This is a genomic window from Enterococcus sp. H57 (assembly GCF_003112495.1).
Classification (GTDB): domain Bacteria; phylum Bacillota; class Bacilli; order Lactobacillales; family Enterococcaceae; genus Enterococcus_B; species Enterococcus_B faecium.
In genome coordinates this window covers 14,879-38,446 of sequence record NZ_BEHC01000006.1, presented here as the reverse complement: position 1 = coordinate 38,446, position 23,568 = coordinate 14,879, and the positions used below count along the sequence as shown (strand labels likewise).

Below are 23,568 nucleotides of genomic sequence, written 5' to 3'. Positions count from 1 at the left end.
AAGGAGGATCAGGCAATGCGAATGGTGGATCTGATTGAAAAAAAGAGGGATGGAAACGAGCTGTCGAAAGAGGAAATCGAGTACATCGTCACGAACTATACGAATGGAAAGATTCCAGATTATCAAGTCAGTGCCTTATTGATGGCAATTTTTTATCAAGACATGACAAATGAAGAAATCACGAACTTAACATTGGCGATTGCTAATTCTGGTGATGTCATCGATTTGAGTTCTCTTGAAGGAATAAAGGTAGATAAGCATTCGACAGGTGGCGTTGGTGACACGACCACATTGATTTTAGCCCCCCTAGTAGCTAGTGTCGGAGTGACAGTGGCTAAAATGTCTGGACGCGGTCTAGGTTACACAGGTGGTACACTAGACAAGCTAGAAGCAATTCCCGGATTTCAGATCGAGCTTTCGGATGAAGAATTTGTACGCATTGTTAATGAAAGTAAAGTAGCGGTAATTGGTCAATCAGGAAACTTGGCACCGGCGGACAAAAAATTGTATGCCTTGCGTGACGTCACAGCGACCGTTGATTCTCTTCCGCTGATTGCCAGTTCAATTATGAGTAAAAAAATCGCGGCAGGAGCAGATGCAATCGTTTTGGATGTGACCACTGGAGACGGTGCTTTCATGAAGAACATCGAAGATGCAAGACGTCTGGCAAAGACCATGACGAGCATTGGGAAACTGGCTAACCGAGAAACAGTGGCGGTTATCTCAGATATGTCAGAACCTCTTGGCGAAGCCATCGGAAATAGTCTAGAAGTTGTCGAGGCAATCGAAACATTACAAGGAAATGGTCCAGAAGATCTAGTAGAAATGTGCTACGCCTTAGGAAGCCAAATGGTTGTTCTTGCTGGCAAAGCTAAGACAACCGATGAAGCAAGAATGTTGCTTCAAGAAGCTCTGGAATCTGGTAAAGCGTTAGCAAAATTCAAAGAAATGATCCAAAATCAAGGGGGAGACCCAGCGATCGTGGAACATCCAGAACGAATTTTGACTGCACGCTACACAATGGAGCTTCCTGCTAAACAAAGCGGAGTTGTGTCAAAAATCGTGGCAAATGAATTAGGAATTGCTGCAATGATGCTAGGTGCTGGGCGTAAAACCAAAGAAGAAGATATTGATCACGCTGTTGGATTGAAACTGCATAAAAAAATTGGTGACACTGTGACAAAAGGTGAGTCACTATTGACGATCTATAGTAACGACGAAGAAATCACTTCTGTCATTGAATTATTATATAAAAATATTGAAATTGGTGAATCGGCAATGAAGCCAACGTTGATTCATGACATCATCACAGAATAAAGGAAAAAAGCGGACTTTACCGTTTTAAAGAAAAGGGGAAAAGAAATGGAACTAAACCGAATGATCGACCATACTATTTTGAAAGCAGACGCATCTAAAGAAGCTGTGATGCAAATTATCGAAGAAGCAAAAAAATACCATTTTTATTCTGTCTGCATCAATCCAGCATGGGTTGCGCTAGCGAAAGAACAATTACAAGGTGAGCCAGTAGCCGTATGTACAGTAATCGGGTTTCCTCTAGGAGCAAACACACCCGAGACAAAAGCATTTGAAACAACAGATGCCATCAATAACGGTGCAGATGAAGTCGATATGGTCATCAATATCGGTGCTTTGAAATCAAAGGATGATCAACAAGTCCAAAAAGATATCGAAGCAGTTGTTGAAGCAGCAAAAGATCGTGCGCTTGTCAAAGTTATTATTGAAACATCGTTATTAGATAGAGAAGAAATCATCCGAGCTTGCGAAATAGCAAAAGCTGCAGGCGCTGATTTTGTCAAAACATCAACTGGTTTCTCAACAGGCGGAGCAAAGGTAGAGGATGTCCGTTTGATGCGTGAAACTGTAGGACCAGAAATGGGTGTCAAAGCTTCCGGCGGTATCCATAACGAAGAAGAAGCAATGGCAATGATCGAAGCTGGTGCTACAAGAATCGGAACAAGCGCAGGAGTAGCAATCGTATCTGGTTCAACTGGTGAAGGCTATTAATTTTTTCAAAGGAGAAGCTCATGGCAGAACTCAAACAAGAATGGATCAACACAGCTATTGAAGCGTTAGATAAAGCCTATGTTCCTTATTCCCATTTTCCGGTAGGCGCTTGTCTCGTAACGGAATCAGGCAAGATTTATCAAGGCATCAACATTGAGAATGCATCATTTGGATTAACGAATTGTGCCGAGCGCACAGCTTTTTTCAAAGCAGTATCTGAAGGAGAAAAAACATTTACGCATCTAGTCGTAGCGGGGCACACCCCCGATCCTATCTCTCCTTGTGGTGCATGTCGACAAGTAATGGCAGAATTCTGTTCCCCTGATATGCCGGTTACGCTAGTAGGAGACAATGGTGTGACGAAGGCAACGACCGTTCGTGAACTGCTGCCTTATGCATTTACTGAAAAAGATCTATAACTCATGTTCATTCAGTCAGCTGACTGTTGAAAAATAAAACAATTATTTTAGGAGGCTTTACAGAAATGAAAAAAGCAAAATTATTTGGTTTAGGTGCTGTCGCACTAGCAGCAGGGTTATTTTTAGGTGCATGCGGCAACAACGGCTCTACTGATTCATCCGGTGGCAAAAGCTCATCAGACACAACAACTGCAGCATTGATCACAGACACAGGTGGTGTAGACGACCGTTCATTTAACCAGTCAGCTTGGGAAGGACTAGAAAAATGGGGGAAAGATCAAGGACTTTCACGAGGAAATGATGGCTTCCAATATTTCCAATCTTCAAATGAATCAGATTACATCCCAAATATTGACCAAGCATTGAATGCTGGATTCAAAACGATTTTTGGTATTGGTTATAAACTAAAACCAGCGATCCAAGAACAAGCAACAAACAATACAGGTACGAACTTTGTTATTATCGATGATGTCATCGATGGATTAGATAACGTTGTATCTGCAACTTTCAAAGACAACGAAGCTTCTTATCTTGCAGGTGTTGCAGCAGCTTATACGACTGAAACAAACGTAGTCGGCTTTATCGGCGGTGTAAAAGGTGAAGTAATCGATCGTTTTGATGCTGGATTCAAAGCCGGTGTTGATGCAGGTGCGAAAGAATTAGGAAAAGAAATCAAAGTATTGAATCAATATGCTGGTGACTTCTCTGCTCCAGATAAAGGACGTTCAATTGCTCAAGGTATGTATGCACAAAACGCAGATATCATCTTCCATGCTTCAGGCGGTACAGGTAACGGTGTATTCCAAGAAGCAAAATCATTGAACGAATCAGGCGACAAAAAAGTTTGGGTTATCGGTGTTGACCGCGACCAATCAGACGAAGGCGAATACACATTAAACGGCGAAAAGAAAAACTTCACATTGACATCTACACTGAAAGCAGTTGGAACAGTAGTAGAAGATTTGGCACAAAAATCAGCGGACGGTAAATTCCCTGGCGGCGAACACACTGTTTATGGATTGAAAGAAGACGGTGTTGGTCTAACAGAAGGACAACTTTCTGACGAAGCGAAAAAAGCAGTTGATGAAGCAAAAGAAAAAATCATTTCAGGTGACGTAAAAGTTCCAGAAACTCCTGAAGAAAACTAAAACCATTTCTATAGCCTTGTTAGACACATGTTTGACAAGGCTATGGTTTGATTAGAACAAGAATTGTTCATTTATCCAAGCTGCCTTGTGACAGTTTGGATAAGGGAACAACTCCCTGAAGTAATGTTTGTTTCAAAAGAAGAACGCTCACTAAGCGTGAATCTTAGTCAATCGTTGCCCTAGATAGAAATCGTTAGGATGTGAAAAAAAGGTGGTTCAAGAAAATATTGTCATAGAAATGCAGAATATTACCAAAGAATTTGGAACATTCAAGGCAAATGACAACATCAATTTACAAGTAAAGGCAGGAGAAATTCATGCGTTGCTTGGAGAAAACGGTGCTGGCAAATCTACATTGATGAACGTGCTTTCCGGATTATTAGAGCCGACATCAGGGAAAATTTTGATGCGTGGGAAAGAAGTAAAGATCACAAGTCCGACCAAAGCCAACCAATTAGGGATTGGGATGGTCCATCAGCACTTTATGCTTGTTGATGCCTTTACTGTAACAGAAAACATCGTGTTGGGAAGCGAGCCTAGTCGTGCAGGGATGCTTGACCATAAAAAAGCACGAAAAGAGATCCAAAAAGTTTCTGAACAGTATGGATTGTCAGTCAACCCAGATGCTTACGTTCGTGATATTTCAGTTGGGATGGAACAACGGGTAGAAATTTTAAAAACACTTTACCGAGGAGCAGATGTACTGATTTTTGATGAGCCGACAGCTGTATTGACCCCTCAAGAAATTGATGAATTAATCGTGATCATGAAGGAATTAGTCAAAGAAGGCAAGTCGATCATTTTGATTACGCATAAGTTAGATGAAATCAAAGCAGTAGCTGACCGCTGTACAGTTATCCGCCGTGGAAAAGGAATCGGTACAGTCAACGTTAAAGACGTAACCTCACAACAATTAGCCGATATGATGGTTGGAAGAACGGTTTCATTCAAAACGATGAAAAAAGAAGCGAAGCCTCAAGAAGTCGTTTTGTCTATTGAAAATCTAGTGGTGAAAGAAAATCGTGGATTAGAAGCCGTGAAAAACTTGAACTTAGAGGTTCGTGCTGGCGAAGTACTTGGTATCGCTGGAATCGATGGAAACGGGCAGTCGGAGTTGATCCAAGCTTTGACTGGTTTGCGAAAGGCAGAAAGCGGACATATCAAGCTAAAAGGGGAAGACATCACTAATAAAAAACCCCGAAAAATCACTGAACATGGTGTAGGACACGTGCCAGAAGACCGTCATAAATACGGGTTAGTCCTAGATATGACATTATCTGAAAATATCGCACTACAAACTTATCATCAAAAACCTTACAGTAAAAACGGCATGCTGAATTATTCAGTGATGAATGAACATGCCAGAGAATTGATCGAAGAATATGATGTTCGAACAACGAATGAACTTGTTCCCGCAAAAGCTTTATCAGGCGGAAATCAGCAAAAAGCAATTATCGCTCGTGAAGTCGACCGAGATCCTGATCTGTTGATTGTTGCAAATCCAACTCGTGGACTGGATGTAGGTGCGATCGAATTTATTCATAAACGTCTGATCGAACAAAGGGACAAATACAAAGCAGTGTTACTGATCAGTTTCGAATTAGAAGAAATTTTAAATGTTTCGGATCGTATTGCTGTTATCCATGAAGGAGAAATTGTCGGTATCGTTGATCCGAAAGAAACATCTGAAAATGAATTAGGTCTATTGATGGCGGGCTATACCTTAGAAGAAGCACGAAAAGAGTTAGAAAAGGGGGCTGGCGCACATGAATGATCGCAGCGAAAAATTCCGTAATTTATTAGTGCCTGTACTTTCAGTTGTTTTAGGATTGATCTTAGGCGCGATATTGATGGCTGCTTTTGGTTTTCAGCCCATCCAAGGTTATTCTTCTATGCTAGATGCAGCCCTTGGTTCGCAAAGAGGGATAGGTGAAACGTTAAGGCAAGCAACGCCGTTGATTTTTACAGCATTAGGTTTTTCTGTAGCTAACTCAGCAGGGTTTTTCAATATTGGGCTTTCTGGACAAGCACTTTGCGGGTGGATCGTCAGTGTCTGGGTGGCACTTGCGTTTCCAGATCTGCCAAAAGTTGTTTTGCTTCCGTTATGCGTGATCTTAGGTGCCTTAGCTGGTGCGATGGCAGCGGCTGTTCCAGGTTTACTTCGAGCATTTTTTGGAACAAGTGAAGTGATCGTAACAATCATGATGAACTATATCTTATTATACGTAAGCACATTTGCTTTACATGAAGTGATGCCTGAAAGCTATCGCTCAAGTTTGGACTCTTCCAATATGATCAGTCAAAATGCCTCACTGCGGTTACCATGGTTAACACAAGCTTTTGGCGGCTCTCGCGTAAACTCAGGATTATTTTTAGCAATCATCGCGCTTATTTTCGTTTGGCTGCTGATGAAGAAAACGACTTTAGGATTTGAAATCCGTTCTGTTGGATTGAATCCTTTTGCTTCTGAGTATGCAGGAATGAGTAGTAAACGTACGATCGTTTTGTCGATGGTCATTTCTGGCGCTTTGGCAGGGCTTGGCGGTGTGGTTGAAGGATTAGGAACGTATCAAAACTTCTTTGTTCAAACGACTTCGCTATCTATTGGATTTGACGGAATGGCTGTCTCCTTGCTTGGTTCTGGATCAGCAATCGGTATTCTTTTATCAGCGATCTTGTTCAGTATTTTGAAGATCGGTGGACTTGGCATGCAGACAGGAGCAGGTGTTCCGTTTGAGATCGTCAATGTATCGATTGCTTTGATTATCTTCTTTGTCGGGATCAACTTCCTGATTCGTTTCGTCATGGCTAAAGTCTTCCAAGGGAAAAAACAAGAAGAGATCGTTGCGACAATCGAATCGAAACCAACGAATCAAAACCATGAAGGGGGCGAACTATAATGTCGACTATCGAATTAATTGCTTTGATCCTTACTTCTACACTGGTTTATTCAACACCGTTGATCTTAACATCATTAGGCGGAACTTTTTCTGAACGAAGCGGGATCGTAAACGTAGGGCTAGAGGGAATCATGGTCATGGGTGCTTTTAGTTCCATCGTTTTCAACTTGACGATGAGTCCATCACTTGGTTCTATGACACCATGGATCGCTATTTTAGTGGGTGGCGTCGTAGGTATCCTATTTTCTCTGATTCACGCAGTAGCAACAGTCAGTTTGCGTGCTGACCATATTATCAGCGGGACAGTAATTAATCTGATGGCACCTGCTTTAGGTGTTTTCTTGATCAAAGCATGGTATGGTAAAGGTCAAACTGATAACATCACGCAGAATCTGGGGTATTTTTCTTTCCCAGGATTAGCAGATATTCCGGTCATTGGACCAATTTTCTTTAAAAATACATTCTTACCTGCTTATTGTGCTATTTTGATTGCTGTCCTAGCTTGGGTGATCATCTTCAAGACGAAATTCGGCTTGCGCCTCCGTTCAGTTGGTGAAAATCCTCAAGCTGCCGACACATTAGGTATCAATGTATATGCTATGCGTTATTCAGGCGTACTGATTTCTGGCTTGTTAGGCGGTATGGGCGGTGCTGTTTTTGCTCAGTCGATTTCCGGTAACTTTTCAGCTGGTACGATCGTTGGACAAGGGTTCATCTCCATGGCTGCTATGATCTTTGGTAAGTGGAATCCTTTAGGGGCAATGGGTGCCTCATTGTTCTTTGGTTTTGCTCAAAGCTTGAGTATCATTGGCGCACAATTACCAGTTATTTCTTCGATTCCGCCAGTATTGCTGCAAATTGCTCCATATTTGCTGACAATCATTGTGCTGGTTGTTTTCTTAGGGAAAGCTTCTGGTCCAAAAGCAAACGGGAAGAACTATATCAAATCAAAATAATCTTTTAGCGAATAAAAAGGGTGGGTTACGGGAAGTGTTTTTCGTCTCGCCCTTTTTGTTTTAAAGGCAATAAAAATAAAAAGAAAGAAGGAATAATCATGTTTAAACGCGTACATCTGATCGTCATGGATTCAGTAGGAATTGGAGAAGCACCAGATGCCGATAAGTTCGGTGATGTTGGTTCTGATACATTAGGACACATTGCGAAAGAAGCAGGATTGAACGTTCCACATTTAGAGCAGCTTGGTTTAGGAACGATCCGTCCTCTTGAAGGTGTGGAATCAGTGAAAGATCATCAAGGCTATGCGACGAAATTAGAAGAAGTTTCTGTAGGGAAAGATACGATGACAGGCCACTGGGAAATCATGGGATTGAATATCAAAACTCCATTTCGTGTGTTTCCGAACGGATTCCCTGACGATCTGATCAAACAAATCGAAGAATTTTCTGGCCGTAAAGTCGTATGTAACAAACCTTATAGCGGAACAGCTGTTATTGACGATTACGGTGAACACCAAATGAAAACAGGCGATTTAATTGTATATACTTCTGCCGATCCTGTCCTTCAGATCGCGGCACATGAAGAAATCATTCCTTTAGAAGAATTATATCGGATTTGCCAATTCGTTCGTGATATAACAAAAGATGATCCGTATATGATTGGCCGAATCATTGCACGTCCGTACGTGGGTGAACCAGGAGACTTCACACGAACAAGCAATCGCCATGATTATGCGTTGAATCCATTCGGACACACAGTCCTTGATTCTTTGAAAGAAGCAGGAAAGGACGTGATTGCTGTTGGAAAGATCAACGATATTTTCAACGGACAAGGAATCACTGAATCTGTCCGCACGAAAAGCAATATGGATGGCGTTGACCAGCTGCTGAAAGTTATGAAAAACGATTTTTCAGGAATCAGCTTTACCAATTTAGTAGATTTTGATGCATTATACGGTCATCGTCGGGATGTAGTCGGCTATGCGCATGCGATTGAAGAATTTGACTTACGAATTCCAGAATTGCTTGAAGCGATGGAAGAAGACGACTTGCTAATGATTACAGCCGATCACGGAAACGATCCGACGTTTACTGGTACCGATCATACGCGAGAATATGTACCGTTATTGGTTTACAGTAAAAAAATGAAAGAACAAGGGGCATTGCCTCAAGGATATTATTCAGATATTTCAGCAACGATTGCTGAGAACTTTAGTGTTTCTTCGACTGAAAATGGCGAAAGCTTCTTGAAATTATTAAAATAATCTTTTTAAATAGGAGAAAGCAAATGACCAAGTTAAGCGAGATGTTACAAGAAACGACCCAGTTTATCCTTGATAAAGGAGTAAAAGAAATTGATTTTGGTTTGATTCTAGGTTCAGGATTAGGTGAATTAGCAGATGAAATCGAAGATGCTGTAATGATTTCTTATGATGAGATCCCGTTCTTTCCTGTTTCGACAGTAGTTGGGCATGCAGGAAAGCTAGTTTATGGGTCTCTGGCAGGCAAGAAAGTGTTAGCCATGCAAGGGAGATTCCACTACTATGAAGGTCATTCCATGCAAACAGTGACCTATCCAGTACGTGTGATGGCCGGACTAGGGGCCCATTCAGTCATTGTGACTAATGCATGTGGTGGTGTCAACGAATCATTTGTACCAGGAGATTTGATGCTGATTACCGATCATATCAATTTTACTGGTGAAAATCCTTTGATCGGTCCGAATGAAGATGCAATGGGCCCTAGATTTCCAGATATGAGTCAAGCTTATACGCCTGACTATCAAGCAACAGCAAAAGCAGCAGCAGAAAAACTAGGTTTGGATCTTAAAGAAGGCGTATATATGGGCTATTCTGGACCAACTTATGAAACGCCTGCGGAGATCCGAATGTCTCGGACAATAGGAGCCGATGCAGTAGGGATGTCGACTGTTCCAGAAGTCATCGTAGCAGCTCACAGCGGATTAAAAGTGTTAGGAATCTCTTGTATTACCAACTTAGCAGCAGGTATGCAAGCGAATCTGAGCCATGAAGAAGTTGTAGAAACAACTCAGAGAGTCAAACAATCTTTTAAAGCATTGGTTAAAGAAACATTGACATTATTGTAATAGGAGGAACAATAAAATGAGTGTGCATATTGAAGCGAAAGAAGGCGAGATCGCCGATAAGATTTTACTTCCGGGAGATCCTTTGCGAGCTAAATATATTGCGGAGACTTTTTTGGAAGATCCAGTTTGTTACAATCAGGTACGCGGTATGTTAGGCTTTACCGGCAAATATAAAGGAGAACGTATTTCTGTTCAAGGAACAGGAATGGGAATGCCATCAGCCACCATCTATGCCCATGAATTGGTCCAGTCGTATGGTGTAAAGAAATTGATTCGAGTAGGTACATGCGGTGCATTGTCAAAAGACGTCCATGTTCGTGATTTAGTACTAGCACAAGGTGCAGCGACCAGTTCTTCGATGATCGAAAAAAATTTCCAAGCCTTTCATTTTCCTCCAATCAGTGATTTCAATCTATTACTGAAAGCATATGAGATAGCTAAAGAAAAGGGCTATACGGTTCATGTAGGAAATGTTCTTTCGGAAGATTCTTTCTACAAAGATGATTTGACAGAGACATTCCAATTAGCTGAACTTGGCGTTTTAGGAGTGGAGATGGAAGCAGCGGCTCTTTATTACTTAGGCGCGAAATACCATGTGCAGACATTAAGTTTGATGACCGTTAGCGACCATTTGATCACCGGTGAAGAAACAACAGCTGCAGAACGTCAATCTACGTTCAATGAAATGATCGAAGTAGGATTGGAAACAGCGATAGCAGAATAAGAAGGAAATGAAAAAGCTGCCCTGCATTAAGTAATAAGAACATCCAAGCAAAAATAGCTCCTCATGTTTTTGACTTGGCTGGACTTATTATTGCAAATGTAAGCTTTTGAACACCGTTTACCAAGAGGTTGTGAATCTGCCGTTTAACTCTGAGTCACAAGGAACAATTTCAAAAAACAGCTTTTCATGTTTGATGAATATTGTTACTTGTGACCGAGAAGTTGGCAGGAGAACACCGTTTATACGAAAAAAGGGACTGTGACAAATCGTGTCACAGTCCCTTTTTTATAGTGTTTTTTATAGGTAGTATTTTTTAGCAACTGTTAAGTCATCATTTAATTCATAAACAAGTGGTTGACCTGTTGGAATTTCAAGATCCATGATGTCTTCGTCAGAGATACCTTCGATATGTTTAGCTAGGGCGCGTAATGAGTTACCATGTGCAGCTACTAAAACAGTTTTGTTGTCTAGTAATGCTGGAGCAATTTCATCTTGCCAGAATGGTAAAGCGCGTTCTAATGTCACTTTCAAGTTTTCTCCACCAGGAATATCGCGTTTGTCTAACATTGCGTAACGACGGTCATTTGCTGCAGAACCTTCGTCAGTTTCTTCCATTAATGGAGGAAGAGTATCGTAAGAACGACGCCAGATGTGTACTTGTTCGTCGCCGTATTTTTCAGCTGTTTCTTTTTTGTTCAAACCTTGTAATTTACCATAGTGACGTTCGTTTAAGCGCCATGATTTGATTTGTGGTACCCAAAGTTGATCTGAATATTCTAAGATCAAGTTACATGTTTTGATTGCACGAGTTAAAACAGAAGTGTAAGCAACATCAAATTCGATTCCAGCTTCTTTGATTTTGCGTCCGCCTTCTTTTGCTTCTTCGATTCCTTCTGGTGCTAGATTTACATCAGCCCAACCAGTAAATTGGTTCAATGCATTCCATTCACTAAGACCGTGACGAGAAAAAACTAATTTTGGCATGTTTAGCTCTCCTTTTAAGATAGGTTTATATTTCTGAAATTTTCAGTTCTGTTTTATTGTACAATTTTTTGGAAGAGATTTCCATCGAAAAATTAGATAAGATTCTATGAGAAAACAAGTAGAGAATATAAAAAAACGAACAGTGCCCACGCAACTGTTCGTTTTTAGGTATTAGATGCATAATTGCTCGATTTCTTTTTCAGGTAAATTGATATATTTATAACATGTTCCAACTGAAACACCGCATTTTGAAGAAATAAATTGGATCGTTTCTTTTTTTTCATAATAGAGACGTCGGATTTTTTTGATCGTTTTTGCATCGATTTTTGGTCTTCCGCCGATTTTTCCTTTTTTACGAGCTTCATCTAATCCAACTAATGTACGTTCTTTGATCAATGCGCACTCCATGTTTGCTAGGTTTTCCATTAATTGGAAATAGATTTTTCCCATTTCGCGCGTATCGATTCCTTCATCAAGACTAATCAAGTGCAGCCCGCGATCTTTGAATAATTGCGTGAGTTCTGTTAATTGCCGCGTAGATTTGCCTAATCGATGAAGTTGGCAAATGACTAGTGCATCGCCTTGTTGCATGTCAGCGATCACTGACTCCAAATGAACAGCAGTAGAATCATTTTGTTCCACTTCATATGTCTCATGGAAAATTTCTTGACAACCAAAGTCAGATAATTGATCAACCTGAGTTGTTAAATCAACGTCATTTATGGTTGTGCGTGCATAACCAATAATTTTCATGGTGATTCCTTTCTAGCAGTGATTTTCTAACTGGATATAATAGTAAAAATGTAGCATAAAGTACGTCAAAAAGATAGTTTTTTCGCAAATTTTCCGCTGTCTTTTTTTATTGGATGATCAAGCAGTTTTTCTTTATTTACGACGGATTGCGTCAAGAATCTCAACGCCTTTTTCTGAGCCGACAACTACTTTAGAAACCATGTTTAGGAAAAGCCCATGTTCTACTACCCCAACAAGTTCATCTAAATAGGTAGCTAAGCTTTCTGGCTGTTCGATGACTTCTAGATGCAGATCAATGATGTAATGACCACCATCTGTGGTTAGGACTTCTCCGTTTTCGTCTGTACGCAAGACAGGTTGGAATCCTTTTTCTTCAAAAATATGAAGTAGCTGTTGGGAGCCATAAGGGATCACTTCAACTGGGAGTGGGAACTTCCCAAGTTTATCGACTAATTTAGAAGAATCAACGATCCAAATCGTTTCTTTTGAGTACGTAGCGACTATTTTCTCGAAAAGCAAAGCAGCGCCGCCGCCTTTGATCCCTTGAAAATCAGCACTGATTTCATCAGCACCGTCTATTGTCAAATCGACTACGGGGACTTCATCAATACTCTTTAACGGTATTCCTAATTTTTCCGCTTGTTCTTTTGTCGCATTTGAAGTAGTAACTCCTGTGATACGTAAACCTTCTTCACGCATACGGCGACCAATCTCTTCTACCATATAATAGGCGGTTGAACCGGTCCCGAGACCTACGATCATCCCGTCCTTTACGAATTTCGCGGCTTCAATGCCAGCTAATTGTTTTAAATTCATCTTTGCGTCCACCTTTTTTTAGTTTGAGCATCGTGCTTTCCTCACTATTTTAGCGTGATTTACGGTAAAAAGATACCATTCTTTTTTATTCCAATAAAGCTTTTTCAAAAAAAATTGCATCTCTTGTTGACATGTTTTTTCATTCGTGATATTCTAACAAAGGTGCTTTATCTACAGGTTTCTGTGAAGAAACGTGCTGACTGTTTATCAAAGCATATTTGATAAGGATGCAGACATTGCATTTATTTTTTATCACAAAAAAAGAACCACCTGGATGTGTGGAACTAGACGCAAATCGTGGGAAGGAGGAAACAAGGAATGCCTACAATTAACCAATTAGTACGTAAACCTCGTAAATCAAAGGTGGAAAAATCTAATTCACCTGCTTTGAACAAAGGATATAACAGCTTTAAGAAAACTCAAACTAACGTAAACTCACCTCAAAAACGTGGGGTAGCAACTCGTGTGGGTACAATGACACCTAAAAAACCGAACTCAGCTTTACGTAAATATGCACGTGTTCGTTTGTCAAACTTAATTGAAGTTACTGCTTATATCCCAGGGATTGGTCATAACTTACAAGAACACAGTGTTGTATTATTACGCGGTGGTCGTGTAAAAGACTTACCAGGGGTACGTTACCATATCGTTCGCGGTGCTTTAGATACTGCTGGTGTTAACGACCGTAAACAAAGCCGTTCTAAATACGGAACTAAAAAACCTAAAGCTTAATTTTAATTATTAAACAAATGAAACTTGCTTCTACTATATAGAAGTAATTACTATGAACAATATTTCGGAAGGAGGAGTTACGGATGCCACGTAAAGGTCCTGTTGCAAAACGTGATGTTTTACCAGATCCTATTTATAACTCAAAATTAGTAACTCGCTTGATCAACCGTGTAATGGTTGACGGAAAACGCGGGATTGCAGCTAACATTATCTATAATGCCTTTGACTTGATCAAAGAATCTACAGGTAACGATCCATTAGAAGTGTTTGAACAAGCAATGAAAAACGTTCAACCTGTTCTTGAAGTTAAAGCACGTCGTGTTGGGGGTTCAAACTACCAAGTACCAGTTGAAGTTCGCCCTGAACGACGCGTTACTCTAGGTCTTCGTTGGGTAGTAAACTACGCTCGCTTGCGCGGTGAACACACAATGGAAGAACGCTTAGCAAAAGAAATCATGGATGCTGCAAACAACACAGGTGCTTCTGTTAAAAAACGTGAAGACACTCATAAAATGGCTGATGCCAACCGTGCGTTTGCTCACTATCGCTGGTAAGATTCTCTCTGTTTGGTCGGCTTTTATAAGTCGACCTCAGATAGTGTCCTTATTTTTAGCAACTAGATAGTAAAGAGAGGAGAAACAAGGAGAATGACCAGAGAATTTTCTTTACAAAATACTCGTAATATCGGTATCATGGCCCACATCGATGCTGGTAAAACGACTGCTACTGAACGTATCTTGTACTATACTGGTAAAATCCATAAAATTGGTGAAACTCATGAAGGAGCTTCACAAATGGACTGGATGGAACAAGAACAAGAACGTGGTATTACGATCACTTCTGCTGCTACTACAGCACAATGGAAGGGTCACCGAATCAACATCATCGACACACCAGGACACGTAGACTTCACAGTTGAAGTTGAACGTTCATTGCGTGTACTTGATGGTGCTGTAACTGTTCTTGATGCACAATCAGGTGTTGAACCTCAAACTGAAACAGTTTGGCGTCAAGCAACAACTTATGGTGTACCTCGTATCGTATTTGCAAACAAAATGGACAAGATCGGTGCTGACTTCTTATATTCAGTATCAACTTTACATGACCGTTTGCAAGCAAACGCTCACCCAATCCAATTACCAATTGGTGCGGAAGACGACTTCACAGGAATTATCGACCTTGTAACAATGAAGGCTGAAATGTATACAAACGATCTTGGAACAGAGATCGAAGAAACAGAAATTCCTGAAGAATACCGCGAATTAGCTGAAGAATGGCGCGAAAAATTGGTTGAAGCTGTAGCTGAAACTGATGAAGAACTTACTTTGAAATACTTAGAAGGTGAAGAAATCACTGAAGCTGAGTTAAAAGAAGGTATCCGCCGCGCAACAGTTAACGTAGAATTCTACCCAGTACTATGTGGTTCAGCATTTAAGAACAAAGGGGTTCAATTACTATTGGACGCTGTTCTTGATTACTTGCCATCACCGTTAGATATCCCAGCTATCAAAGGGATTGACCCTAAAACTGATGAAGAAGTAGAACGTCCTGCAGACGACAGCGCTCCTTTCTCAGCTTTAGCATTTAAAGTTATGACTGACCCATTCGTAGGTCGTTTAACTTTCTTCCGTGTGTACTCTGGTGTTTTACAATCAGGTTCATACGTACAAAACGCAACAAAAGGCAAACGTGAACGTGTTGGTCGTATCCTACAGATGCATGCCAACTCTCGTTCAGAAATCTCTGAAGTTTACGCTGGAGATATCGCTGCTGCTGTTGGTTTGAAAGACACAACTACTGGGGACACACTATGTGATGAAAAGAGTCTAGTTATTCTTGAATCCATGGAATTCCCAGAACCAGTTATCCAAGTCGCTATTGAACCTAAATCAAAAGCTGACCAAGATAAAATGGGTGTGGCTTTACAAAAACTATCTGAAGAAGATCCTACTTTCCGTGCTGAAACAAACGTGGAAACAGGCGAAACAATCATCGCTGGTATGGGTGAACTTCACTTAGATATCATCGTTGACCGTATGCGTCGTGAATTCAAAGTTGAAGCTAACGTAGGTGCGCCTCAAGTATCTTACCGTGAAACTTTCCGTGCTGGCACTCAAGCCGAAGGTAAGTTTGTACGTCAGTCTGGTGGTAAAGGTCAATACGGTCACGTATGGATTGAATTTACACCAAATGAAGAAGGTGCTGGTTTCGAATTTGAAAATGCGATCGTCGGTGGGGTTGTTCCTCGTGAATACATTCCAGCTGTTGAAACTGGTTTGAAAGATGCTATGGAAAATGGTGTCTTAGCTGGCTATCCATTAGTAGATATCAAAGCTAAACTTTACGATGGTTCATACCATGATGTCGATTCAAATGAAACTGCCTTCCGTGTTGCTGCTTCTATGGCATTACGTGCAGCAGCTAAGAAAGCTAATCCAGTAATCCTTGAACCAATCATGGCTGTAGAAGTTGTTATCCCTGAAGATTACTTAGGTGATGTTATGGGTCACGTAACTGCTCGTCGTGGACGTGTTGAAGGTATGGAAGCTCGCGCTGGCGGCCAACAAGTTGTTCGTGCGATGGTTCCACTTGCTGAAATGTTTGGTTATGCTACAACTCTTCGTTCTGCTACTCAAGGTCGTGGTACATTTACAATGACATTTGACCACTACGAAGATGTACCAAAATCAGTACAAGAAGAAATCATTAAGAAAAACGGCGGAAAAGCTGAATAATTTCTTAAAACCGGATAGTCTTGCAAAGAGATTATCCAAAGAGACTATATTTTTAATATAGTTTCGTGTAAAATAATTATCGATGATATGGGCATGTGGTGTACCTTGTGTACATCATATACCTATCAGACAAATAAAAAATATATTGTATTTTTAGGAGGACATTTTAAAATGGCAAAAGAAAAATTTGACCGTTCTAAACCACACGTTAACATTGGTACTATCGGACACGTTGACCATGGTAAAACTACATTAACAGCTGCAATCACAACTGTACTATCTAAGAAAAACGGCGGCCAAGCTATGGCTTACGATCAAATCGATGGTGCTCCAGAAGAACGCGAACGCGGAATCACAATCTCAACAGCTCACGTTGAGTATGAAACAGATACACGCCACTACGCTCACGTTGACTGCCCAGGACACGCGGACTACGTTAAAAACATGATCACTGGTGCTGCTCAAATGGACGGAGCTATCTTGGTAGTTTCTGCTGCTGACGGCCCAATGCCTCAAACTCGTGAACACATCCTATTGTCTCGTCAAGTTGGTGTTCCTTACATCGTTGTATTCTTGAACAAAGTAGACATGGTTGATGACGAAGAATTACTAGAATTAGTTGAAATGGAAGTTCGTGACCTATTAACAGAATACGAATTCCCTGGTGACGATGTTCCTGTAGTTGCTGGATCAGCTTTGAAAGCTCTAGAAGGCGACGCTTCATACGAAGAAAAAATTCTTGAATTAATGGCTGCAGTTGACGAATACATCCCAACTCCAGAACGTGACAACGACAAACCATTCATGATGCCAGTTGAAGACGTGTTCTCAATTACTGGACGTGGTACTGTTGCTACAGGTCGTGTTGAACGTGGACAAGTTCGCGTTGGTGACGAAGTTGAAGTTGTTGGTATTGCTGAAGAAACTTCAAAAACAACAGTTACTGGTGTTGAAATGTTCCGTAAATTGTTAGACTACGCTGAAGCTGGAGACAACATTGGTGCTTTACTACGTGGTGTTGCACGTGAAGACATCCAACGTGGACAAGTTTTAGCTAAACCAGGTACAATCACACCTCATACAAAATTCTCTGCAGAAGTATACGTGTTGACAAAAGAAGAAGGTGGACGTCATACTCCATTCTTCACTAACTACCGTCCACAATTCTACTTCCGTACAACTGACGTAACAGGTGTTGTTGAATTACCAGAAGGAACTGAAATGGTTATGCCTGGCGACAACGTAACAATGGAAGTTGAATTAATCCACCCAATCGCTATCGAAAACGGTACTAAATTCTCAATCCGTGAAGGCGGACGTACAGTTGGTGCCGGTGTCGTTACAGAAATCAAAGCTTAATTCACTTAAGTTTTAAAGTAAAGCAACATTTATTCGGACGTAATCGCTCGGAACGAAGGTCTCAGGATCTTTGTTCCGAGCTTTTTTATTTATTGCAGGATCAGGGAAAAAGACAGGAGCATTATAATAGAAGAAACACGAAATAAAAGAGTCAGTATTTTCTAAATGAAACTTTATGAAAACAAAATGTTTTTTACAAGAAAAAGCCTTGCTTTGTGAGTTTATATATATTATAATGACAAAGGTGCGTTTACTTTAGTGAATTGCACAGACGTAATCAGAATGATTTCGTCGGCTAAGAAACGAGAGGTTGCGACACGCCCGGACGCTTTGCCACGAACGAGCGTGACGGAAATTTTCGTGGAGCTATGTCTACTTTTCAAAATAGGCGAAGGAGGGAACAAGATGGCAAAACAAAAAATTCGTATCCGTTTAAAAGCGTATGAACACCGTATTTTAGATCAATCAGCGGATAAAATCGTGGAAACTGCAAAAAGAACTGGAGCTAGCGTGTCTGGTCCAATTCCATTACCAACTGAACGCAGTCTTTACACAATCATCCGTGCGACTCATAAATACAAAGATTCACGCGAACAATTCGAAATGCGTACACACAAACGCCTTATCGACATTGTGAACCCAACACCAAAAACTGTTGATGCTTTGATGAAGCTAGACTTACCATCTGGTGTAAACATCGAAATCAAATTATAAAACTAAAACAAAAATAATGGAGGTGTACTCATGACCAAAGGAATCTTAGGGAAAAAAGTGGGAATGACACAAATCTTCACTGAATCTGGTGAATTAATTCCAGTAACTGTTGTAGAAGCTACTCCAAACGTAGTACTACAAGTGAAAACAATGGAAACGGATGGCTACGAAGCTATTCAAGTTGGTTACCAAGATATGCGTGAAGTTTTATCAAACAAACCTGCGAAAGGTCATGTTGCAAAAGCAAACACGGCTCCTAAGCGCTTCATTCGTGAATTCAAAAATGTTGAGCTAGGAGAATATGAAGTAGGAAAAGAAATTACAGTAGATGTTTTCCAAGCAGGAGACATTATTGATGTAACAGGTACTACGAAAGGTAAAGGATTCCAAGGGGTTATCAAACGCCACGGACAAAGCCGCGGACCAATGGCTCACGGTTCTCGTTACCATCGTCGTCCTGGGTCAATGGGTCCAGTTGCACCTAACCGTGTATTTAAAAACAAACGTCTTGCTGGCCGTATGGGTGGCAACCGCGTAACTATCCAAAACTTGGAAGTTGTACGTGTCGATGCAGAAAGAAATGTTATCTTGATCAAAGGTAATGTTCCTGGAGCTAAAAAATCTTTAATCACTATCAAATCAGCTGTGAAAGCTAAATAATTGTAGGAAGAAAGGAGGAACTAAGGAATGCCGAATGTAGCATTATTCAAACAAGATGGAAGCCAAAACGGTGAAATCACACTTAACGAAGAAATCTTCGGAATTGAACCTAATGAAAGTGTTGTTTACGATGCAATCGTAATGCAACGTGCGTCATTAAGACAAGGAACACACGCGGTTAAAAACCGTAGCGCTGTTCGCGGCGGCGGACGTAAACCATGGCGTCAAAAAGGAACAGGTCGTGCACGTCAAGGATCTATCCGCTCACCACAATGGCGTGGAGGTGGCGTAGTCTTTGGACCAACACCACGTTCTTACAGCTACAAACTTCCTAAAAAAGTTCGTCGTTTAGCAATGAAATCTGTATTGTCAGAAAAAGTTGCTGAAAACAACTTGGTAGCAATCGAAGGCTTGAACTTCGACGCACCAAAAACAAAAGAATTCAAACAAGTTCTTGCTAACTTATCTATCGACTCTAAAGTATTGGTTGTTCTAGAAAAAGGTAACGACTTTGCTGCTTTATCAGCACGTAACTTACCAAACGTTTCTGTAGTAACTTCTGATAATGTGAGTGTGCTAGACGTTGTATCAAATACAAAAGTGTTAGCAACACAAACTGCTCTTACTCAAATTGAGGAGGTGCTTGCATAATGAACTTACTAGACGTAATCAAACGCCCAGTGATCACTGAAAAATCAATGCTTGCCATGGATGACAAGAAATACACTTTTGAAGTGGACACTCGCGCAAACAAAACTTTAGTAAAACAAGCGGTAGAAGCTGCTTTTGACGTTAAAGTCAAAAACGTTAACATCGTGAACGTACGTGCGAAATTCAAACGTATGGGCAAATATGCAGGATATACAAAAAAACGTCGCAAAGCGATCGTTACATTGACTGAAGATTCAAAAGAAATCCAATTATTCGAAGCTGCTGAATAAGCACTAATAGATAACTCATTAAATTAGGAGGGAAAAACGTGGCGATTAAAAAGTACAAACCTACCTCAAATGGTCGTCGTAACATGACAGGTTCTGATTTTGCTGAAATCACAACATCAACACCTGAAAAATCATTGTTACAACCATTGAAAAACCATGCTGGACGTAACAACAACGGCCGCATCACTGTACGTCATCAAGGTGGCGGACACAAACGCCAATATCGCGTGATCGACTTCAAACGTAACAAAGATAACGTTGTTGCAACTGTTCAAACGATCGAATATGATCCAAACCGTTCAGCTAACATCGCGTTAGTACACTATGAAGATGGAGTGAAAGCTTACATCTTAGCACCTAAAGGACTAGAAGTGGGTATGAAACTTGTTTCAGGTCCAGAAGCAGATATCAAAGTCGGAAATGCTCTTCCATTAGAAAACATTCCAGTTGGTACTGTTATCCACAACATTGAAATGAAACCTGGTAAAGGTGGACAATTGATCCGTTCTGCTGGTACAAGTGCTCAAGTACTTGGTAAAGAAGGCAAATACGTATTGATCCGCTTGAACTCTGGTGAAGTTCGTATGATCTTAGCTGCATGCCGTGCTACAATCGGTTCTGTAGGTAACGAACAACACGAATTAATCAACATCGGTAAAGCTGGACGCTCTCGTTGGATGCGTAAACGCCCAACTGTACGTGGTAGCGTAATGAACCCTAATGATCACCCACACGGTGGTGGTGAAGGTAAAGCTCCTATCGGACGTAAAGCACCAGTTTCTCCTTGGGGTCAACCAGCTCTTGGTTACAAAACTCGTAACAAAAAAGCTAAATCAGACAAACTTATTGTTCGTCGTCGCAAAAATAAATAATTACTTTGACCATGTGTCGCACATTTTGAGAGGAGGTTCACCATGGGTCGTAGTTTAAAGAAAGGACCTTTTGTCGATGAGCATTTAATGAAAAAAGTTGAAGCTCAAGCAGGGGTTGAAAAGAAAAAAGTTATCAAAACTTGGTCACGCCGTTCAACAGTTTTCCCAAGTTTTGTTGGATATACCATCGCAGTTTATGATGGACGTAAACATGTACCAGTTTACATCCAAGAAGACATGGTAGGACACAAATTAGGTGAATTTGCACCTACAAGAACTTATCGTGGACATGCTGCTGACGATAAGAAAACGAAACGCTAATTTGAGGGGAGGATAAATCCAAATGGCAGAACAAATCACATCAGCTAAAGCAACTGCAAAAACAGTTCGCACTTCACCTCGAAAAGCCCGTTTAGTAATTGACCTTATCAGAGGTAAAAGTGTCGCAGATGCAATTTCAATCTTGAAATTCACACCAAACAAATCTGCTGGAATCATTGAAAAAGTATTGATGTCAGCAGTTGCGAATGCAGAAAATAACTTTGACTTAGATGTTGAAAACTTGGTAGTAAGCGAAGCTTTTGTTAACGAAGGACCTACAATGAAACGTTTCCGTCCTCGTGCAAAAGGATCAGCTTCTCCAATCAACAAACGTACAAGTCATATCACGGTAGTCGTATCAGAAAAATAAGGAGGGATAATCAGTGGGTCAAAAAGTACATCCAATTGGAATGCGTGTAGGCATCATCCGCGACTGGGATGCTAAATGGTATGCTGAAAAAGAGTATGCTGAGTTCTTACACGAAGATTTAAGAATCCGTAAATTTATTTCAACTAAACTTGCTGATGCTGCTGTATCAACAGTTGAAATCGAACGCGCAACAGGTCGCGTAAACATTTCAATTCACACAGCTAAACCAGGTATGGTTATTGGTAAAGGCGGTTCTGAAGTCGAAAGCCTAAGAAAAGAATTAAACAAATTAACTGGTAAAAGAATCCATATCAATATCGTGGAAATCAAAAAACCAGATCTAGATGCAAAATTAGTAGGTGAAGGAATCGCACGTCAATTAGAAAACCGTGTTGCTTTCCGTCGCGCTCAAAAACAAGCCATCCAACGCTCAATGCGTGCTGGCGCTCAAGGGATCAAAACTCAAGTATCTGGTCGTCTAAACGGAGCAGATATCGCTCGTTCAGAAGGATACTCAGAAGGAACTGTTCCTCTTCATACTTTACGTGCGGACATTGATTACGCATGGGAAGAAGCAGATACAACATACGGAAAACTAGGAGTTAAAGTGTGGATCTATCGTGGAGAAATTCTTCCAACTAAAAAAAACACTGAGAAAGGAGGGAAATAATCATGTTAGTACCTAAACGTGTAAAACACCGTCGTGAATTCCGCGGAAAAATGCGCGGGGAAGCTAAAGGCGGAAAAGAAGTAGCATTCGGTGAATACGGTTTGCAAGCTGTTGATTCACATTGGATCACAAACCGCCAAATCGAAGCTGCTCGTATCGCAATGACTCGTTACATGAAACGTGGTGGGAAAGTATGGATTAAAATTTTCCCTCACAAATCTTATACTGCCAAAGCAATTGGGGTACGTATGGGTTCTGGTAAAGGGGCACCTGAAGGATGGGTTGCACCAGTAAAACGTGGTAAAATCATGTTTGAAATCGCAGGCGTTCCTGAAGAAGTAGCTCGTGAAGCGTTACGTCTAGCTTCTCACAAATTACCAATGAAAACTAAGATCGTAAAACGTGAGGAAATGGGTGGTGAATCGAATGAAGGTTAAAGAAATCAGAGAATTAACCACTGCCGAAATGCTTGATCAAGAAAAACAATTAAAAGAAGAATTGTTTAATCTTAGATTCCAATTAGCAACAGGTCAATTAGAAAACACTGCACGTATTAAAGAAGTACGTAAATCGATTGCACGCATCAAAACTGTGTTGCGTGAACAAGCTAAGTAATTATGGAAGGAGGCCATTAAGCGTATGACTGAAGGAAGAAATCAACGCAAAGTTTATCAAGGTCGCGTGGTTTCAGACAAAATGGATAAAACAATTACCGTTGCTGTCGAAACAAAGAAAAACCACCCTATCTATGGCAAACGCATGAACTATTCTAAGAAATACAAAGTGCATGATGAAAACAACACAGCAAAAGTTGGCGACATCGTGAGAATTATGGAAACTCGTCCATTATCAGCTACAAAACGTTTCCGTTTGTTGGAAGTAGTCGAAGAAGCAGTTATTATCTAATAACACGAGATTTTCCTATATAGATTGAATGCAAAATCTGAAAGGAGGATACACAACGTGATCCAAGCAGAAAGTCGTTTAAAAGTCGCTGATAACTCAGGCGCACGTGAAATTTTGACGATCAAAGTCCTTGGTGGATCTGGTCGTAAAACTGCTAACATCGGTGATGTGATCGTTGCTACGGTTAAACAAGCAACGCCAGGTGGGGTTGTCAAAAAAGGTGACGTCGTTAAAGCCGTTATCGTTCGAACAAAATCAGGAGCTCGTCGTACAGACGGTTCATATATTAAATTTGATGAAAATGCTGCAGTGATTATTCGTGATGATAAAAGCCCTCGTGGAACACGTATCTTTGGGCCAGTTGCACGTGAACTACGTGAAAACAACTTCATGAAGATCGTTTCACTAGCACCAGAAGTTTTATAATCTTGAGACACTTATCAAAGGAGGTGCGAA

General features: G+C 40.7%; 29 protein-coding genes. 26 read left to right on the top strand and 3 right to left on the bottom strand.

What is annotated here, in order from left to right; translation table 11 throughout:
• Nucleotides 1-15: 15 nt before the first annotated feature.
• From DIZ30_RS01930 to deoD, 10 genes are all read left to right on the top strand, one after another.
• Nucleotides 16-1,317 carry a pyrimidine-nucleoside phosphorylase gene (locus DIZ30_RS01930; RefSeq protein WP_002298573.1) on the top strand — a complete coding sequence of 434 codons (1,302 nt, stop codon included), beginning with the start codon at nt 16-18 and terminating at the stop codon, nt 1,315-1,317.
• Between the two features lie 45 nt (nt 1,318-1,362).
• Nucleotides 1,363-2,025 carry a deoxyribose-phosphate aldolase gene (gene deoC / locus DIZ30_RS01925; protein WP_002289206.1) on the top strand — a complete coding sequence of 221 codons (663 nt, stop codon included), beginning with the start codon at nt 1,363-1,365 and terminating at the stop codon, nt 2,023-2,025.
• Between the two features lie 20 nt (nt 2,026-2,045).
• Nucleotides 2,046-2,444, top strand: a complete 399-nt coding sequence (locus DIZ30_RS01920) for a cytidine deaminase (protein ID WP_002298572.1) — start codon at nt 2,046-2,048, stop codon at nt 2,442-2,444.
• A 65-nt stretch (nt 2,445-2,509) separates the two neighbouring features.
• Nucleotides 2,510-3,592, top strand: a complete 1,083-nt coding sequence (locus DIZ30_RS01915; RefSeq protein ID WP_002289203.1) for a BMP family protein — start codon at nt 2,510-2,512, stop codon at nt 3,590-3,592.
• 211 nt (nt 3,593-3,803) lie between these two features.
• Nucleotides 3,804-5,366: an ABC transporter ATP-binding protein gene (locus tag DIZ30_RS01910; protein ID WP_002289202.1), complete on the top strand. Its 1,563-nt coding sequence runs from the start codon at nt 3,804-3,806 to the stop codon at nt 5,364-5,366.
• Nucleotides 5,359-6,492 (top strand): ABC transporter permease, encoded by a 1,134-nt coding sequence (locus DIZ30_RS01905; RefSeq protein ID WP_002289201.1) that lies wholly within the window; start codon nt 5,359-5,361, stop codon nt 6,490-6,492. Before DIZ30_RS01910 ends, DIZ30_RS01905 begins: the two co-directional genes overlap by 8 nt.
• Complete coding sequence (locus DIZ30_RS01900; protein WP_002289200.1) at nt 6,492-7,448, top strand: ABC transporter permease; 957 nt, start codon at nt 6,492-6,494, stop codon at nt 7,446-7,448. Before DIZ30_RS01905 ends, DIZ30_RS01900 begins: the two co-directional genes overlap by 1 nt.
• A 98-nt stretch (nt 7,449-7,546) precedes the next feature.
• A complete protein-coding gene (deoB, locus tag DIZ30_RS01895) occupies nt 7,547-8,713 on the top strand; it encodes a phosphopentomutase (RefSeq protein WP_002289199.1) in 1,167 nt (388 codons plus the stop codon).
• A 23-nt stretch (nt 8,714-8,736) separates the two neighbouring features.
• Nucleotides 8,737-9,555, top strand: coding sequence for a purine-nucleoside phosphorylase (locus DIZ30_RS01890; RefSeq protein WP_002289198.1), 819 nt, complete (start codon nt 8,737-8,739; stop codon nt 9,553-9,555).
• A gap of 16 nt (nt 9,556-9,571) precedes the next feature.
• Nucleotides 9,572-10,279 (top strand): purine-nucleoside phosphorylase, encoded by a 708-nt coding sequence (deoD, locus tag DIZ30_RS01885; protein WP_002324276.1) that lies wholly within the window; start codon nt 9,572-9,574, stop codon nt 10,277-10,279.
• A gap of 297 nt (nt 10,280-10,576) precedes the next feature.
• Here the strand turns inward: deoD and gpmA are convergent, their stop codons facing one another.
• From gpmA to rpiA, 3 genes are all read right to left on the bottom strand, one after another.
• A complete protein-coding gene (gene gpmA / locus DIZ30_RS01875; protein ID WP_002294321.1) occupies nt 10,577-11,263 on the bottom strand; it encodes a 2,3-diphosphoglycerate-dependent phosphoglycerate mutase in 687 nt (228 codons plus the stop codon).
• Nucleotides 11,264-11,434: 171 nt separating this feature from the next.
• On the bottom strand, nt 11,435-12,016 hold the full coding sequence (locus DIZ30_RS01870; RefSeq protein ID WP_002294320.1) for a recombinase family protein: 582 nt from the start codon (nt 12,014-12,016) through the stop codon (nt 11,435-11,437).
• Nucleotides 12,017-12,148: 132 nt separating this feature from the next.
• A complete protein-coding gene (gene rpiA, locus DIZ30_RS01865) occupies nt 12,149-12,832 on the bottom strand; it encodes a ribose-5-phosphate isomerase RpiA (protein WP_002294319.1) in 684 nt (227 codons plus the stop codon).
• A gap of 318 nt (nt 12,833-13,150) precedes the next feature.
• On the opposite strand from rpiA, the gene rpsL reads away from it, so the two are divergent.
• The 16 genes from rpsL to rplN all read left to right on the top strand — a co-directional run bounded on the left by rpsL (nt 13,151) and on the right by rplN (nt 23,538).
• A complete protein-coding gene (gene rpsL / locus DIZ30_RS01860) occupies nt 13,151-13,564 on the top strand; it encodes a 30S ribosomal protein S12 (protein WP_002294318.1) in 414 nt (137 codons plus the stop codon).
• 83 nt (nt 13,565-13,647) lie between these two features.
• Nucleotides 13,648-14,118: a 30S ribosomal protein S7 gene (rpsG, locus tag DIZ30_RS01855; RefSeq protein WP_002290440.1), complete on the top strand. Its 471-nt coding sequence runs from the start codon at nt 13,648-13,650 to the stop codon at nt 14,116-14,118.
• A gap of 93 nt (nt 14,119-14,211) precedes the next feature.
• Nucleotides 14,212-16,299 carry an elongation factor G gene (fusA, locus tag DIZ30_RS01850; RefSeq protein ID WP_002294317.1) on the top strand — a complete coding sequence of 696 codons (2,088 nt, stop codon included), beginning with the start codon at nt 14,212-14,214 and terminating at the stop codon, nt 16,297-16,299.
• Between the two features lie 171 nt (nt 16,300-16,470).
• The gene (gene tuf, locus DIZ30_RS01845; protein WP_002290442.1) at nt 16,471-17,658 is read left to right on the top strand and encodes an elongation factor Tu; all 1,188 of its coding nucleotides are present in this window, start codon (nt 16,471-16,473) and stop codon (nt 17,656-17,658) included.
• A gap of 405 nt (nt 17,659-18,063) precedes the next feature.
• Nucleotides 18,064-18,372 carry a 30S ribosomal protein S10 gene (rpsJ, locus tag DIZ30_RS01840; RefSeq protein ID WP_002290443.1) on the top strand — a complete coding sequence of 103 codons (309 nt, stop codon included), beginning with the start codon at nt 18,064-18,066 and terminating at the stop codon, nt 18,370-18,372.
• A gap of 30 nt (nt 18,373-18,402) precedes the next feature.
• Nucleotides 18,403-19,032: a 50S ribosomal protein L3 gene (gene rplC / locus DIZ30_RS01835; RefSeq protein WP_002290445.1), complete on the top strand. Its 630-nt coding sequence runs from the start codon at nt 18,403-18,405 to the stop codon at nt 19,030-19,032.
• Between the two features lie 27 nt (nt 19,033-19,059).
• A complete protein-coding gene (gene rplD / locus DIZ30_RS01830) occupies nt 19,060-19,683 on the top strand; it encodes a 50S ribosomal protein L4 (RefSeq protein WP_002290446.1) in 624 nt (207 codons plus the stop codon).
• A complete protein-coding gene (rplW, locus tag DIZ30_RS01825) occupies nt 19,683-19,973 on the top strand; it encodes a 50S ribosomal protein L23 (protein ID WP_002290449.1) in 291 nt (96 codons plus the stop codon). The genes rplD and rplW overlap by 1 nt, the downstream gene beginning before the upstream one ends.
• A 38-nt stretch (nt 19,974-20,011) precedes the next feature.
• On the top strand, nt 20,012-20,845 hold the full coding sequence (rplB, locus tag DIZ30_RS01820) for a 50S ribosomal protein L2 (protein WP_002290451.1): 834 nt from the start codon (nt 20,012-20,014) through the stop codon (nt 20,843-20,845).
• A gap of 42 nt (nt 20,846-20,887) precedes the next feature.
• Nucleotides 20,888-21,166 carry a 30S ribosomal protein S19 gene (gene rpsS / locus DIZ30_RS01815; protein WP_002288655.1) on the top strand — a complete coding sequence of 93 codons (279 nt, stop codon included), beginning with the start codon at nt 20,888-20,890 and terminating at the stop codon, nt 21,164-21,166.
• 22 nt (nt 21,167-21,188) lie between these two features.
• Nucleotides 21,189-21,536, top strand: coding sequence for a 50S ribosomal protein L22 (gene rplV, locus DIZ30_RS01810; protein WP_002288657.1), 348 nt, complete (start codon nt 21,189-21,191; stop codon nt 21,534-21,536).
• Nucleotides 21,537-21,549: 13 nt separating this feature from the next.
• On the top strand, nt 21,550-22,206 hold the full coding sequence (gene rpsC, locus DIZ30_RS01805; RefSeq protein WP_002288659.1) for a 30S ribosomal protein S3: 657 nt from the start codon (nt 21,550-21,552) through the stop codon (nt 22,204-22,206).
• A 2-nt stretch (nt 22,207-22,208) separates the two neighbouring features.
• On the top strand, nt 22,209-22,643 hold the full coding sequence (gene rplP, locus DIZ30_RS01800; protein WP_002288661.1) for a 50S ribosomal protein L16: 435 nt from the start codon (nt 22,209-22,211) through the stop codon (nt 22,641-22,643).
• Nucleotides 22,633-22,821 (top strand): 50S ribosomal protein L29, encoded by a 189-nt coding sequence (rpmC, locus tag DIZ30_RS01795; protein ID WP_002288664.1) that lies wholly within the window; start codon nt 22,633-22,635, stop codon nt 22,819-22,821. Before rplP ends, rpmC begins: the two co-directional genes overlap by 11 nt.
• A gap of 24 nt (nt 22,822-22,845) precedes the next feature.
• Nucleotides 22,846-23,112, top strand: a complete 267-nt coding sequence (gene rpsQ, locus DIZ30_RS01790) for a 30S ribosomal protein S17 (RefSeq protein WP_002288668.1) — start codon at nt 22,846-22,848, stop codon at nt 23,110-23,112.
• A 57-nt stretch (nt 23,113-23,169) separates the two neighbouring features.
• On the top strand, nt 23,170-23,538 hold the full coding sequence (gene rplN, locus DIZ30_RS01785) for a 50S ribosomal protein L14 (protein ID WP_002288669.1): 369 nt from the start codon (nt 23,170-23,172) through the stop codon (nt 23,536-23,538).
• Nucleotides 23,539-23,568: the final 30 nt, after the last annotated feature.